Genomic DNA, 13,882 nt, shown 5'->3' on the forward strand with positions numbered 1-13,882 from the left:
GTGAAACAACTAGTTTCGCTACGCTACAACATGTAGCGGAAAATGGTGGGTTAATGCGTGCAGAGTCGTCTGGATTCAGTTCCGGCGGTGCGCGGACAGGAAGTCGTCGACGAGTTGCCCGCAGTCCGCGGTGCTCATCGAGCGAAGCCCCGAAAGTCGCGCGAATACCAACGGGCCAACAAGTTGGGCAATGGCCAGCTCGGTATCGAGCTCGTCGAGCTCACTTCGGGCTGCCTCGCTGTTGAGCACTCGATCGAACGGCTCACGGTACTGCGCAATGACGCGGGCGCGTAACGGGGCGAGGGTGTTTGGTCGTTCGCCGGGTTCTTCTGGCACCATCGCCAGCCACGCGAGGGTGGTCAGTTGCAGAGGTGCCTGTTCGATCAGTGCGGCTTGCCCGCGCAGCAACCGCACGAGGCTTTCGCGGATAGGCCCACTGGTGTCGGCGACCTGTGCGTGGGGGAGTAGGCGTTCAAATGCTGCGGCCAGCAAGTCGGTGGTGCCGTCGAAATGTCGATACAACGTGGTTCGCGCAACTCGAGACATCCGTGCGACTGCGCCTACTGTGACCGCATCGACGCCGCCCGATGACAAGAGCGCAGACGCCGCATCCACCAGCCGGTTTCGGGAACGGGCCAGGCGGGGGTCCAGGTCATCGACTGGTTGTGCCTGTTCTTCTCGTTCACGTCGGCCCGCCATCGCCTACCCACTCCAAACCCTGAGAGTTCCCCGGTATCGGTCGATTCGCCGCAACGGAATGTAGTTGATGGTAGCCAGTCTCGGGACTCAATCGTTGCTGTCGGTTGTTCGACCTCGATCCTTAGATCGGTGCGCAACGGGTGATTCACCAGGCTGACTTCGTCCACCACTGGGCTCGACTCGCGCCAGAGAGCAACTGGGCTATTCACCCTCGTTGGGTGTTCACCGGCAGAGACGTCAGACCGCGGAATGACAATCCCGGCCGCCACGACGGCTCCGCTGCTATCGCCAGCTCGGGAAATCGGATTAGGAGGCGGGGGAACAATTCGGCGCCCTCCATGCGTGCAAGCGCTGCGCCAAGACAGAAGTGGATGCCTGCACCGAAGGAGAGCGGCCGCGAGCCCGTACGCGTTATGTCAAGGCTGTCGGGGTGGGTGAATTGATCCGGATCCCGGTTCGCCGCGCCGAGCAGCGTCAGGACGACCTGGCCGGGCTCGAGGTAGACGTCGGCTATCCGTGTCGGCTCAAGGACGGTGCGGCCGTTGGTTTGGACGGGAGCGTCGTAACGCAACAGCTCCTCGACCGCGCCGGCGGCCAACTTCGGCTGTTGGCGTAGCAGCTCGGCTTGGGTGGGGTTGGCGAGCAGTGCTGCTAGCCCGTTGCCGATCAGGTTTGTCGTTGTCTCGAAGCCGGCGGCGAACAACAGGATCGCGGTGCCCACGCATTCGTCATCGTCGAGTCCGTCGTCGTCGTGCGCCGCGACGAGCCTGCTCAGCAGGTCGTCTGCGGGGTGAACTCGCTTGTTCACGAGAAGCTTTCCGAGGTATTCGGCCAACTGATCCTCGGCGTCGGCGGCGCGCTGTAAGGCGGCAGCGTCGGCCATCGGCTCTAACGGTGCGACCAGGTCACGAACGACTGAGGCCGCCAGTTCTCGACCTTCTGGGGGCAGGCCCAGCAGGTCGCCGATGACTTTCACTGGAAGCGGCAGTGCGAGGTCGGTCATGACGTCGACGTCATGTTTGCCCTCGATGTCGCTGAGTAATTGCTCGATGGTGTCGACGATGCCGGCGCGCAGGTGCTCGACGTGACGTGTCGTGAAGACGTCGGTGATCAGGCGACGGAGCCGGGTGTGATCTGGAGGGTTGCGAAACAGCATCGTCCGTCGGAATCGGTGCATCGCACGATGCTTGAGATCGTCGGGCACCTCGGTGAGCCGGAACCCCAGCGACTCGTCGACTTTCCCGAGATTGCGATCCCGTAGTGCGCTGTCGCAATCGCGGTGACGGCTCAGTACCAACACCCCTGAATTCGTCTGCAGTACCGGATGGGAGTCGCGTAGCCGCCTGTAGGACTCGTAGGGGCCGGCGCTGCCGTGATCGGTGAGCAGGGCCGCCATCAGCAATTGCGCACCGGTCGCATCGCTGTTCATGGCTGCTCCAGCGCTCGCGCGAAGTGCTCAATCGTCACAGTCATGAACAATGCTGTCGCCGTCGCGATTTCGTACCCGTCGGAACGACGCAGGTGTGCGCTGACGTACAGCCGACGACCTTCACGCCGATCGAGACTCGCAGTCACGGTGTACGGCGTCCCCAATCGAACGGGCGCGACGTAGTCGACGTTCAAGGATCGGGTGACAGCAAGCTCGCCGATGATGAAGAGTAGAAATCCGAAAAGATCGTCGAAGACGGTGGCGACCGCGCCTCCGTGGGCGATCCCGGGTGCTCCCACGTGGCGGTCGTCGAAAGTCTGTGTGGCAGCTACTCCTTCCCCGTCGCGATGTACCTCCAAATGATGCCCGTGGGGATTGGCGGGCCCGCAACCAAGGCACCGCTCTGAGTGTGGTGGCAGCTGGGTGCCGTCGGGCAACCGGGCAACCATCCCCGAAGCCCAACTCGCCAGCACTGGGTCGATATGGCCCGCTGGCCGGTCTGACAGTTCCGCTGTCCCATTTGAATCGTCTTTCACGCCGCTCCTACCGGGACGATGAACATCCGACACTGCAAGCGGACTACATAAACGTCCACTCTGTCAATACGCGTGTCAAAAGTACGACGACTGTCAACGAACGGGGTGGCCTCGCAGCGGTCGAGCTGCACAGCATTGTGACCAGAAATGAACAAAACCGGCTTGCTGTCTAGAGTGTCGCCATGGCGAGCGAGTCGATGCGCATGTCGTTCCGGCGGCATATGCGCGAACAGGTATTGGCGACAGCTCATGTGCTGACAGTGGAGAAGGGCTGGGACCGCGTGCGCGTGGCCGAGATCGCTGCGCTCGTTGGAGTCTCCCGGCCCACGTTGTACAAGGAGTTCGGCGACAAGCAAGGACTCGGCGACGCCCTCGTTGTCCGGGAGGGCGAGCGGTTCCTGACGGGGATTCGTCACGTTCTGGACGAGCACAGCGGCCATGCAAGCGAGGCCGTCACCAGTGCCGTTCGTTTCACACTGGACGAGGCCGCAGCCAGCCCGCTACTCAAAGCGGTGCTGACGTCCAGTACCGCGGACGACACTGCAGAGACCGACCGCAGTACGGGAATGTTGCCATTGCTCACGACATCGACCACTCTGCTGCAGATCGCGTCGAACGAGCTGGTGTGCTGGTTCACCGATCGCTTCCCGCAGCTCGATAATGAAGACGTCGCCGACGGTATCGACGCGCTCGTTAGGCTGACGGTGAGTCATCTTGTCCTGCCGGCCGGCGACAGTGACACCACGGGTCGGCAGATCTCCCGAGTCGCATTGCGCTACCTGGGACTTGACGAACCACTCACGTCCGTTGACGTCTGAGACCATGCCGTCCCATCGCGGCGGTGGCTGTTCCCGGTGGACTGTCCCAGGTATGACGGCGGGCCCGCGGTCCGCTCGATCGCAGGCGTTGGGGACGCAGAGGCCGGGATCGATCAGTGGCGCGCGTGACGGAAATCGCTTGGAGAGCGGCCGGTCCACCGCTTGAAAGCATGCGAGAAGTTCGTCAGATCGCTGTAACCGAGCTCGAGTGCGATCTGGCTGGCAGACATGGACCGAGTCAGAAGGAGCAGCATCGCGCTGTCCCGTAAACAGGATTGCTGCAGTTCGCGAAAAGTCGTCCCGTCTGCGGAAAGTCTCCGCTTGAGTGTGCTCGTCGATACCGACAACTCGTCCGCCACCCACTGGCTGCTGCGCTGCCCGGGGTCGGTTTCGAGGAGGCGTCTCACCCGTTCGGAAAATGATGCTGCGCCCCTCTTCTGCTCGAGTGTGCGCTTCAATTCGGTGATCGCGAGCCGGTAGGCAAGGGGATCGGAAAAGCGGCACACGTCGTCGAGCGTGTCCGCGGGAACGTGAAGATAGGACACCGCAGCGTCATAGAACAAGCGCTCAGCAAGCGCTGGATTGTCATCGGAACGCGCGACGGGCGCGGGCCAACTCATGTGGAGGGTCACGGTCGGTGCGCCACCGACGAGCATGTCCAGCATTCGCAACAACGCCGACCCGCTGTAGGCGACAGCCAAGCAGTCGAGTGCCCGATCGCCGGTACGTCCGGTGAGCCAGATTGTCAGGCCTTGCTCATCCGTCTGAAACTGTGGGCGCAGGGCCGTCGAAATCAACGGCAGGTAGGCGAGCAGTTCGACGACCTCGGATATCGAGCCGGCACTGACCAACGGCACACTCAATGCCCCGAACGAGGTCAGCCGGGCCTGTTCGGCAAAAGCCAACCCCAACCGGGTTGCCTGGTCGATGTCGAGTTCTGGATAGACCTGCCGGAACCACCGCAACGGCGCGGGGGTGTCGTGCTGGAGCAACGTTGCCTCATCGATCCCCTCCGACGACATGACGTTGCGCAGCCGCGTGACCGCGTCGGCGTCGAGGGCTCGACTCTCCAGCATCTGCACGAATACGAATGGGGGCACTCCCTCGTCATTGAGGTTCACCACGGTCCTTTGAGCTGAATCCACAAGTATCTGACTTCAGTGAACATAGCCGTCGAGCTCGGTCTCCACGAGACTTTTACCAAGGTCCCTACACCGGAAGTTCGCATAACAGGAGTTGACTATGGCAGTGGTCACGTTCGTAACGCACGACGGCGAGCAGCACGAAGCGCCTCTCGAGGAGGGCCAGTCGTTGATGCAGGTCGCGACCAACAATGCGGTGCCCGGCATCGACGGCGACTGCGGCGGGGAGGCCGCATGCGGCACCTGTCACGTGATTGTCGACCCGCAGTGGTCCGGTCAGGTGGGCCTGTCGGGTGCTGTGGAGGAAGAAATGCTCTCGATGAACCCGGAGCGAGAGCCGACCTCGCGGCTCGCCTGCCAGATGCCCGCTTCCGAGGCGTGGGACGGCTTGGTCGTCCGTATGCCCGAGTTCCAACTGTAAGACGAGAGACAGGTTTACGCGATGAACATCACCGAGACAATCACCGACAAGGTTCAGTCAGCCATCCCGGTCGAGCGACAAATCCAGGGCGCACACCTCTACGACAAGACCCGTCGGTGGGTGACCAGAACGAACGGTCAAAAAATCTTCACCGAGCGCCCCATCCCGCCTGTCGAGGACGTAAAACTCGCCGACATCGATCTCAGTAACCCGTTTCTCTACCGGCAAGGCCGCTGGCAGTCCTACTTCGAGCGCGTACGCAACGAAGCCCCGGTTCACTACCAACCCAACAGCCCTTTTGGTCCATTCTGGTCGGTCACGCGCCACGCCGACATCGTGGCCGTGGACAAGAACCACGAGGTGTTCTCCGCCGAGCCATTGATCGTCATCGGGGTTCCGCCACGCTTCCTCGACCTCGAGATGTTCATCGCGATGGACCCGCCCCGCCACGACAAGCAGCGGGCCGCAGTCCAGGGCGTCGTCGCACCCAAGAATCTCCGTGAGATGGAGGGGCTGATTCGATCACGCGTCCAGGAGGTGTTGGACGACCTACCGCTCAACGAACCGTTCGACTGGGTGCAGAACGTGTCGGTCGAACTGACCGCCCGGATGCTCGCCACCCTTCTGGACTTCCCGTACGAGCAGCGCCGCAAGCTCGTGTACTGGTCAGACCTCGCCACCTCGATGGAGCAGGCCAACGGTGGGCCATCGGACAACGACGAGGTGTTTCGTGGGATGCGCGACATGGCGCGAGGCCTCAGCGAGCTCTGGCGGGACAAAGCGGCACGCACGGCCGACGGCGAAGAACCCGGCTTCGACCTGATCACCATGCTGCAAGCCAACGAAGACACCAAAGACCTCATCGACCGCCCGATGGAATTCCTGGGGAATCTGGTGCTGCTGATCGTCGGAGGCAACGACACAACCCGGAACTCGATGAGCGGCGGCGTTCTCGCGTTGAACCAGTTCCCCGACCAGTTCGAGAAGCTGAAGGCAAACCCCGACCTGATCGCAAAAATGAACTCGGAGATCATCCGGTGGCAGACCCCCTTGGCCTACATGCGCCGCATCGCCAAGGCCGACACCGTGCTCAACGGCCAGTTCATCCGCAAGGGCGACAAGGTGGTGATGTGGTACGCCTCAGGCAACCGAGACGAACGCGTCTTCGATCGGCCCGACGATTTCGTCATCGATCGCGCCAACGCTCGTAACCACATCTCGTTCGGATTCGGCGTGCACCGCTGCATGGGTAACCGACTGGCCGAGATGCAGCTGCGGATCCTCTGGGAGGAACTGCTTCCCCGCTTCGAGAACATCGAGGTCGTCGGCGAACCCGAGTACGTGCAGTCCAACTTCGTGCGGGGGATAAGCAAAATGATGGTCCGCCTCACCCCCAAGTCCGACACGTGACATCGCCGCGGGCCGTCATAGTCGGCGCCAGCCATGCCGGGGCCCAACTCGCCGCCGGCGTACGCCAGGAGGGGTGGACCGGAGAGATCGTCCTCATCGGCGATGAGTCGCTGTTGCCCTACCAACGCCCGCCGCTGTCGAAGGCCTACCTGGCCGACAAGTGCGGCGTCGACGAACTCGCGATTCGAAGCGCCGACTTCTATGCCAAACAACGAATTCAGCTCGTGGACGCGACGGTCCAGTCGATTGACCGAGCTGCGAACCACGTCGTCATGAGCACCGGGGACACACTGAGCTACGACAAGCTCGCGCTGTGCACCGGAGCCCGACCTAGGCGGCTTTCGATTCCGGGGGCTGACCTGGCCGGGGTCCACTATTTGCGGACGGCCACCGACGTGAACATGATCCGTGGCGACGCCAGTCCCGGGGTACGAGTGGTGATCGTGGGCGGTGGCTACATCGGACTGGAAACAGCGGCGTCGTTGCGCGCGCTGGGTCTCGAGGTCACCGTCCTCGAAGCCGCCGCTCGCGTCCTCGAACGAGTCACCGCTCCCGAAGTGTCGGCGTTCTTCGACCGGATTCATCGCGCGGAAGGTGTCACCATCCGCACAGGCGCTGCAGTCGAGGCGCTGGTTGGCGACGAACGAATCCGTGAAGTGGTTCTGGCCAACGGCGAATCAATCCCGGCTGACGTCGTCATCGTGGGCATCGGCGTCGAGCCGAACACCGACCTCGCTTCAGCCGCTGGCCTGCACATCGACAACGGTGTCGTGATCGACGATCAGGCCCGCACCAGCGACCCGGACATCCTCGCCGCCGGGGATTGTGCAAGTCACGACATGGCCCGCTACGGCCGCCGCATACGTTTGGAGTCGGTACCGAGCGCGGGCGAGCAGGCCAAGGTAGCCGCGGCAACCATCTGCGAGAAACCCAAACAGATAACAGCGCTTCCGTGGTTTTGGTCGGATCAATACGATCTCAAGTTGCAGATCGCCGGTCTCAACACCGGGTACGACGAGGTTGTTCTCAGCGGCGATCCGACGCGGGACCGCGACTTCAGCTGCTTCTACCTCCGGGCTGGAGAGCTCATCGCAGCCGACTGCATCAAGCGACCGCGTGACTTCATGTTCAGTAAGCGGACCATCACCCAGCACCTCGCCGTGGACCGGACTGAACTTCAGCTCGCCAGATCTGCCTGAGGATGGTGGCGTCGGCCGCAGTCCCAGACGAATCCACCGCCCGCCCCGTTAAGCCGAGAAGGACCGCGCATGACCCGCGAAACGCTGATCCAGGACTACCCCCACCGGATGGGAGGTCATTGCGGGTCGGGCGCGATGCGGGATCTGATGCATTGGCATGGTCTGGGGTGGGACGGGCCGCCTGATGAGGGTTTGGTGTTCTCGCTTGGTGGTGCGCTGGGACTGTCTTACGTCCGATCGAAGAACTTGACTCCGCCGCTGTATCTGGTGGGACGGAACTCTGACTTCGAAATTGATCTTCCTCGCCGTCTCGGTGGCCAGGTCGAGGTTCTGACTACAGACAGTCCCGCCGAGGGATGGTCGTGGGTAGTTGACGAGATCGACGCCGGCCGCCCCAGTCTTGTGTGGGGTGACATTGCCGAATTGCCATACCTACGAGTCCAGTTGCAGATGAGCCGCCACGACATCGTGGTAATCGGATACGACGACGCCCAGGGAGTAGCTTTCGTCGTAGACAACGACCGGGCGGAGGTGCAGGAGGTACCGCTCGACGCACTGGCACGTGCTCGGTCATCGACGGCGTTCCCGGAGCCGACTCGACACTGCACCTATCGCATTACGTGGCCGGATGAGCTGCCGGACCTGGCGCGCATTGCGGCGGACGCGTTTCGGCAATCCGCCGGCAGTATGCGTCGGCCATCCCAACCTGGAATCGTCGGTGTGATGGCAACGGCGGCAGGAACCGAAGGCCTGGCTGCGGCTTCGCAACTCGCGGCCGATGTTCGGACCTGGGTCGATCTCCCCGTCGACGAGCTCGAGGTCTTTCTGTTTAGTTTGCGTGCATTCATCGAGAAGGCAGGCACAGGCGGTGGACTGTTTCGCCGTCTGCTCGCTGAAGGCTGCGGCGATATAGCGCGGCTGACCGGTGACGCTGCAACTGCAGAGCTGGCCATTGCCGCCGAGGATTGTGCGCAGGCGTGGACCGACGCTGCTCGTGCGGGAACCCAACGTGAGACCGATGCGCGAGCCCGCGCGGAGAACGTAGCTGTTGCGGCCAGCCGCCTACCGCAACTGGAGCTGAACTTGGTCGAGGCCCTCGAGACGGCTGCATACTCGCTGACGGCTATAAGTCGCTGATGGCTCACCGTCTGCACGCAAGACGTCCGTGATCCCCGCGGACCGTCTGCAAACTCTCGGATAGGAGAAATCGATTGCAAAGCAAAAGCATTCGACCGGCCGTCGGAACTGGACGAGGTGACGCGAACACCGTCGGCTTCTGGGTATTGCCGTTGACAAGCGGCGGCACACACAGCATCGCGCGACCGCGAGGTAGCTGGTGACGCAGTCGGGGGGTGACCGGGAGGTTTCGGTTCATCCGAGACCGCCGACGGCCACACCGGCCGATTCTCTGCGTTCTTCGGATTCCACATCCCCGGGGAGGATGGTGTTGTCGCGAGCACAGAAATGGACGTTGGTGGTGTCATGTCTTGCGGTGGCGCTAGTCATCGGGTCAATGGCAGCGTTGTACACCTCGCTTCCCGACATCGCGGCAGCGACGGGGGCGACGCAAAGTCAGCTGACCTGGGTGGCAGACGGCTACACGCTGGCGCTTGCGTGCCTAGTCCTTCCTGCTGGCGCACTGGGTGATCGATACGGCCGCCGGGCGGTTCTGATGGGAGGGCTGTCCGTCTTTTCTGCAGCCTCGGTGATTCCGTTGTTTGCGCAGGATCCGTTCTGGCTGATCGTGGCGCGGACACTCGCCGGAGTAGGCGCGGCGTTCGTGATGCCCTCCACACTGTCCATGCTCACAACGAGTTTCCCGGAACGTCTCCGCGGCCGCGCCGTAGGAATTTGGGCCGGCATCGCGGGATCAGGTGCAGTGATGGGCATTTTGGGTTCCGGGCTACTGCTGCAGCAGTGGTCATGGCTGTCGATCTTCGTTGGACTGACCGTAGCTGGGGTGCTACTCCTCCTCGCTGCGTGCACCCTTTCAGAGTCCCGCGATGAATCGCATCCGCCTATGGACGTGGTGGGATCGGTACTCATCGTGGCGGCGATCGGCCCGATCGTCGTCGCGCTCAACGAGGCCCCGGGTCATGGATGGACGGACCCGTCGGTGCTCGGATTGGCGGGGACGGGGCTGGCTGCGCTACTGATCTTCGTGATCGTGGAGCTACGGCGACGGCATCCGCTACTTCAGCTGCGTTTGTTTGCACACCGGGGTTTTGGCAGCGGAACCTTATCGATCGCAGTCCAGTTCTTGGTGATGTTTGGGGTGTTCCTGCTACTGGTGCAGTACCTGCAGCTGGTATTGAATTATCAACCGCTGCAGTCGGCATTGGCCTTGGCGCCGATCGCCATTCCGCTGGTCTCGATCTCGGTTTTCGCACCATGGCTGTCGGACAGGGCAGGGCTGCGTCTGGTCATGGCGAGTGGTTTGGTCGTTATCGCCGCCGGGCTCTACCTCACCAGCAGGCTGCAGGTGGGAGCAACCTACACGGACTTCCTGTGGCCGCTTCTACTCATGGGTACAGGACTCGGAATGTGCACAGCCCCGGCCACGACGGCAATAACCAGCGCGGTTTCCTCTGACAACCAGGGCATCGCAGCCGCGGTCAACGACGCAGCCCGCGAAGTCGGTGCCGCGGTTGGCATTGCGGTCGCCGGCAGTGTGCTGGCCGCGAGTTACACCGACCACCTGCAACCCGTGTTGCCCATGGTTCCGCCCCCCGTGCGCGAGCCGGTGGCTGATTCATTGGCCGCCGCACTGCAAGCTGTCGACAGATCCGGCCCGTCTGGGCAGCCGATCGCCGAAATTGCCCGCGAGGCATTCGTACACGGCACGAGCCAAGCTGCGCTGGCGCTGACGGTCATCACGGCAATCAGCGCACTCGCGATCGCACTATGGGCGCCCGGAAGGCGACGACCACAGCGAGTGTGGCGAATAGGTCTGCACACCAATGATATTGGGGACGAAAGTGTCGCCCTCATTGGCCTCGACGATGCGGGACCCAATAAGCGCATCAATGTATCTCCCCGGTCGCAGCGTTCACGCAATAGGTGTCGACGGCGGCACCCGAGGTTGACATGGGTGCCCTCCCGCCTCGATAGGAGCGCCTCATGAGCCGCGTTGCACATCAACGGGTTCAGACCGAGGACAACATCACGCTGGCCGCGGACTGCTACCACCATGACGACTCCAGTCCCGTGGTGCTCCTTCTGCACGGCGGTGGCCAGAATCGCCACGCGTGGAGCGCCTCGGCGCAGCGCCTGAATGGTCGCGGGTACACGGTGGTTGCCTACGACGCCCGCGGACACGGTGACAGTGACTGGGATCCAGACGGAAAGTATGACGTTGAACGACTTGCTGGCGACCTCAATGCGATCCGCAAACATTTCGCCGCTGACACGCCTCCCGCAGTCGTGGGAGCATCGCTTGGGGGAATGACGATCCTTGGTGCACATCTGAGCGCCCCCGCGAGCTCATGGGGAGCAGTTGTCCTGGTCGACGTCACTCCGCGGTTGGAAATAGACGGCGCGCGCCGAGTCGTCTCTTTTATGGCCGCCTATCCAGACGGGTTCGGCACTCTAGGAGACGCCGCCGATGTGATTGCCGCCTACAACCCGTCACGCGAGCGAGCAAGCAGCCACAACGGTCTACGCAAAGTGCTTCGTCAGCGTCACGACGGCCGGTGGGTGTGGCGATGGGACCCGGCGTTCGTGCACTCCAACTTCGAGTTCCTCCGCGGCGAACCGACTACCGGGCGCGAGCAGTTCGACGCGATCAGTCAGCTGCTCATCGACGGCGCCCGACGGGTAACCGCACCAACACTTCTCGTGCGCGGCCTGCTATCAGACGTGGTCTCGGCCGCGACCGTCGAGGAGTTCAAGCAGCTGGTGCCCCACGCCGAGACAGTCGACGTCTCCGGCGCCGGCCACATGATCGCAGGGGACAACAACGACGCGTTCACCGCCGCAGTAACCGATTTCCTCAGCCGCAGCGAGCTCTGAGCAAGCACCGAACCAGTATCGCAATTCGTGGCTCAACGCCACCCACCCGGCCCACACAGGACTCCCGGGCACCCCAACTCGGCCGGCCTTTGTCGTCGGTCCGATGGCGCACGCCTCCGCACCAAAGATGCTGGTAATTTGGTGGTGCGGTCTCGGCGTGGCTCGCAGATGGTTAGCAGGCGCGTTCCTATGTCCGCTAGACCCCTCTTAACGGAAGCCGATAGCACAAGTATGTCAGTCAGCATCGAAACCGACTGTTAACGGCAATGTTTGGCGCAATATCAGAACACGACAATCGTGGCTAGAGTGCGGCGATCTCGCCGAACATGGCAAGGCCCGCGCGGTCGACAGTTTGGCCTGCGATGCCTGATCGTCACGCCAACGGTGATCGTTTCGTCGCCGAGGACTCCTATCACTCGCGGACGTCGGGCTTCTTTCTCGGCCAGCCCGGTGCGGTGGCCTACCTCGTGGTCGACGAGGAACACATGGAGCGACCGGACTTCCCGCTCATCAAGTTCGTCGACGGGTGGGAGACCATCGTTGAGATCGAGTCACACTGAGTCCACGTCTCGTCCCTAAGGCGATGAAGGGTATTGCGGCGCTATCCGTCATAGACGCCCATAGATGCCGGCTGACGTGCGCGGGCATCTATGAGGCACCTATGACCGGCCGAGGAAGGGCGCTCGACGGTAAACCGAGGGACCGCGGGGCAGTCAGTCTCCGTCAAACGGAGGCCCACTTGCGCTGCCCCTGTTAACCGTCGCGTAAGGGGCGCCCCTGGAACGCCCTGTCATGGTCGATCGCCACCAATATGGCAGCAACCAGTATGGCGAGGTCGCAACCCTGGACGACCCCGTCTGATCGCCGGCTAACGGTCACGAGTGTTCGGGCCTGACGGCGTACTAGCGCGGGGGTCTGCTTCAGCACCGTCGGCGCAATGCGCCACTGCGATCCGGTGCACGCAGGCGTCCAGCTACTGCAGGCCCGACGACACTGCGTAGCGGCCAGCATGTGATTTCCCACGCGTTGGTCTGCGGCCCCCGCTATCCAGCCGCGCGCGCCCGGCGTTGCTCTAACACGTCTGGGTACTAGCCAACCCATAGGGCTGGTATGACCGGACCGCAAACTCCGAGAGCTGGACCTACCGGGGCGAGTTGACCACTGTCGGTGTACGGGCCTAGTTATTTACCGCGCGGTAAATCCATCAGGCCACGGCCGCGGCTTCTTACTCGACGTAAGATGTTTGCCATGACGGTCGATATCGCCAGTGTCGGGACTACCGCAGTTGTCACGGCTCAGATGAGAGCGCTCGAGTCCACTAGGTCTGACAGGCTCTTCGAGGACGAGCTCGCCGCCGACCTGGTACGTGCTGCAGGACTTGGGATCGAAAATATCTCGCTCGACCAGGTCGACGGCCAACGTGTGTATGTGTCCCTCGCCGTGCGGACTCACTTCTTAGACTGCCGCTGTCGCGAACTACTTGCCGACGGTTCCGTCAGACAAGTGGTCCTGCTCGGGGCTGGTCTCGACACCAGAGCAGTACGCCTCAGCTGGCTTGACGCCGGGATTGCTGTTTACGAGATCGACCGCTCGGATGTTGTCGCGCTGAAGGTGCAGGAACTGGGCCTGGGCCCCCACTCTCCATGGCGTGGAGTTGCAACTGATCTGACAGGGCCGTCGTGGGTTGAAGACCTGGTCTCCACAGGATTCGATGTGAACGCTCCTACAGTCTTCATCGCCGAAGGGCTCTTCATGTACCTGAAGGATGACGAGAGCCTGAGGATCGTCGACGCAATCACGAGTTTGGCGGTGTCCGGAAGCCATTTGCTGGCAGTTCATTTCGGACGCGGAGCATTGCTGGACGCCGAGACACAGGCAATGTCAGCCGCGACCGGCAACAACGGGTACGCATTCGAATCGGTAATCGAGACGACTCCGGCTGACTGGTTGGGTGATCGATGGAGCGTGCGCGACGCGCTCTCCATCGCTGAGTACGCTCCGACCGTTGGGAGACAGATTCCCTACGATGAGGAGTCCATTGGAGACCGCGTCACCTGGATGTTCGCGGCGGGGATAGTCGCTCAGTAATCTCGAACATCATCCGATGCGTTACCACGGGTGTAGCGGACGCGGCCCAGCATTGTGTGCGCGTAATGGGCACGGCTATGTCGCCGAATACGTTGCGATGCATCACCTGCCTAGTCCTTGTCCAGTCCT

At 62.5% G+C, this 13,882-nt stretch carries 12 protein-coding genes and 1 pseudogene; 9 read left to right on the forward strand and 4 right to left on the reverse strand.

Annotation, left to right across the window (positions count from 1 at the left end; all coding sequences use genetic code 11):
- Positions 1–75: 75 nt before the first annotated feature.
- The 3 genes from ACQ7HM_RS12105 to ACQ7HM_RS12115 form a co-directional block, all read right to left on the reverse strand.
- The gene (locus ACQ7HM_RS12105; protein ID WP_434216530.1) at positions 76–699 is read right to left on the reverse strand and encodes a TetR/AcrR family transcriptional regulator; all 624 of its coding nucleotides are present in this window, start codon (positions 697–699) and stop codon (positions 76–78) included.
- A gap of 205 nt (positions 700–904) precedes the next feature.
- Positions 905–2,128 carry a cytochrome P450 gene (locus ACQ7HM_RS12110; RefSeq protein WP_434216531.1) on the reverse strand — a complete coding sequence of 408 codons (1,224 nt, stop codon included), beginning with the start codon at positions 2,126–2,128 and terminating at the stop codon, positions 905–907.
- Positions 2,125–2,427, reverse strand: a complete 303-nt coding sequence (locus ACQ7HM_RS12115) for a PaaI family thioesterase (RefSeq protein ID WP_434216532.1) — start codon at positions 2,425–2,427, stop codon at positions 2,125–2,127. The genes ACQ7HM_RS12110 and ACQ7HM_RS12115 overlap by 4 nt, the downstream gene beginning before the upstream one ends.
- A gap of 458 nt (positions 2,428–2,885) precedes the next feature.
- On the opposite strand from ACQ7HM_RS12115, the gene ACQ7HM_RS12120 reads away from it, so the two are divergent.
- Positions 2,886–3,482, forward strand: coding sequence for a TetR family transcriptional regulator (locus ACQ7HM_RS12120; RefSeq protein ID WP_434216945.1), 597 nt, complete (start codon positions 2,886–2,888; stop codon positions 3,480–3,482).
- A gap of 113 nt (positions 3,483–3,595) precedes the next feature.
- Here ACQ7HM_RS12120 and ACQ7HM_RS12125 read toward each other — a convergent pair whose 3' ends face one another.
- Positions 3,596–4,603 carry a helix-turn-helix domain-containing protein gene (locus tag ACQ7HM_RS12125; RefSeq protein WP_434216533.1) on the reverse strand — a complete coding sequence of 336 codons (1,008 nt, stop codon included), beginning with the start codon at positions 4,601–4,603 and terminating at the stop codon, positions 3,596–3,598.
- Positions 4,604–4,724: 121 nt separating this feature from the next.
- Between ACQ7HM_RS12125 and ACQ7HM_RS12130 the strand changes: the two genes are divergently transcribed.
- The 8 genes and pseudogenes from ACQ7HM_RS12130 (at position 4,725) to ACQ7HM_RS12165 (ending at position 13,753) form a co-directional block, all read left to right on the forward strand.
- Complete coding sequence (locus tag ACQ7HM_RS12130; RefSeq protein ID WP_434216534.1) at positions 4,725–5,045, forward strand: 2Fe-2S iron-sulfur cluster-binding protein; 321 nt, start codon at positions 4,725–4,727, stop codon at positions 5,043–5,045.
- A 21-nt stretch (positions 5,046–5,066) separates the two neighbouring features.
- On the forward strand, positions 5,067–6,455 hold the full coding sequence (locus ACQ7HM_RS12135; RefSeq protein WP_434216535.1) for a cytochrome P450: 1,389 nt from the start codon (positions 5,067–5,069) through the stop codon (positions 6,453–6,455).
- Positions 6,452–7,654: an NAD(P)/FAD-dependent oxidoreductase gene (locus ACQ7HM_RS12140; protein ID WP_434216536.1), complete on the forward strand. Its 1,203-nt coding sequence runs from the start codon at positions 6,452–6,454 to the stop codon at positions 7,652–7,654. The genes ACQ7HM_RS12135 and ACQ7HM_RS12140 overlap by 4 nt, the downstream gene beginning before the upstream one ends.
- 69 nt (positions 7,655–7,723) lie before the next feature.
- Positions 7,724–8,791 (forward strand): BtrH N-terminal domain-containing protein, encoded by a 1,068-nt coding sequence (locus ACQ7HM_RS12145; protein ID WP_434216537.1) that lies wholly within the window; start codon positions 7,724–7,726, stop codon positions 8,789–8,791.
- A gap of 304 nt (positions 8,792–9,095) precedes the next feature.
- Complete coding sequence (locus tag ACQ7HM_RS12150; protein WP_434216538.1) at positions 9,096–10,778, forward strand: MFS transporter; 1,683 nt, start codon at positions 9,096–9,098, stop codon at positions 10,776–10,778.
- The gene (locus ACQ7HM_RS12155) at positions 10,775–11,665 is read left to right on the forward strand and encodes an alpha/beta fold hydrolase (RefSeq protein ID WP_434216539.1); all 891 of its coding nucleotides are present in this window, start codon (positions 10,775–10,777) and stop codon (positions 11,663–11,665) included. The genes ACQ7HM_RS12150 and ACQ7HM_RS12155 overlap by 4 nt, the downstream gene beginning before the upstream one ends.
- 380 nt (positions 11,666–12,045) lie before the next feature.
- Positions 12,046–12,219 (forward strand): annotated as a pseudogene (locus ACQ7HM_RS12160) (FAD-binding protein); the annotation flags it as partial.
- Between the two features lie 694 nt (positions 12,220–12,913).
- Positions 12,914–13,753 carry a class I SAM-dependent methyltransferase gene (locus ACQ7HM_RS12165; RefSeq protein ID WP_434216540.1) on the forward strand — a complete coding sequence of 280 codons (840 nt, stop codon included), beginning with the start codon at positions 12,914–12,916 and terminating at the stop codon, positions 13,751–13,753.
- The last annotated feature ends 129 nt before the right edge of the window (positions 13,754–13,882 follow it).

Origin of the sequence: Williamsia sp. MIQD14 (assembly GCF_051025635.1) — a bacterium.
GTDB lineage: Bacteria > Actinomycetota > Actinomycetes > Mycobacteriales > Mycobacteriaceae > Williamsia_A.

Bases quoted from the DNA above. Each gene is read 5' to 3' on its own strand.
- ACQ7HM_RS12105 (WP_434216530.1), bottom strand. From the start codon at position 699: ATGGCGGGCCGACGTGAACGAGAAGAACAGGCACAACCAGTCGATGAC.
- ACQ7HM_RS12110 (WP_434216531.1), bottom strand. From the start codon at position 2,128: ATGAACAGCGATGCGACCGGTGCGCAATTGCTGATGGCGGCCCTGCTC.
- ACQ7HM_RS12120 (WP_434216945.1), top strand. From the start codon at position 2,886: ATGCGCGAACAGGTATTGGCGACAGCTCATGTGCTGACAGTGGAGAAG.
- ACQ7HM_RS12130 (WP_434216534.1), top strand. From the start codon at position 4,725: ATGGCAGTGGTCACGTTCGTAACGCACGACGGCGAGCAGCACGAAGCG.
- ACQ7HM_RS12135 (WP_434216535.1), top strand. From the start codon at position 5,067: ATGAACATCACCGAGACAATCACCGACAAGGTTCAGTCAGCCATCCCG.
- ACQ7HM_RS12145 (WP_434216537.1), top strand. From the start codon at position 7,724: ATGACCCGCGAAACGCTGATCCAGGACTACCCCCACCGGATGGGAGGT.
- ACQ7HM_RS12150 (WP_434216538.1), top strand. From the start codon at position 9,096: ATGGTGTTGTCGCGAGCACAGAAATGGACGTTGGTGGTGTCATGTCTT.
- ACQ7HM_RS12155 (WP_434216539.1), top strand. From the start codon at position 10,775: ATGAGCCGCGTTGCACATCAACGGGTTCAGACCGAGGACAACATCACG.
- ACQ7HM_RS12165 (WP_434216540.1), top strand. From the start codon at position 12,914: ATGACGGTCGATATCGCCAGTGTCGGGACTACCGCAGTTGTCACGGCT.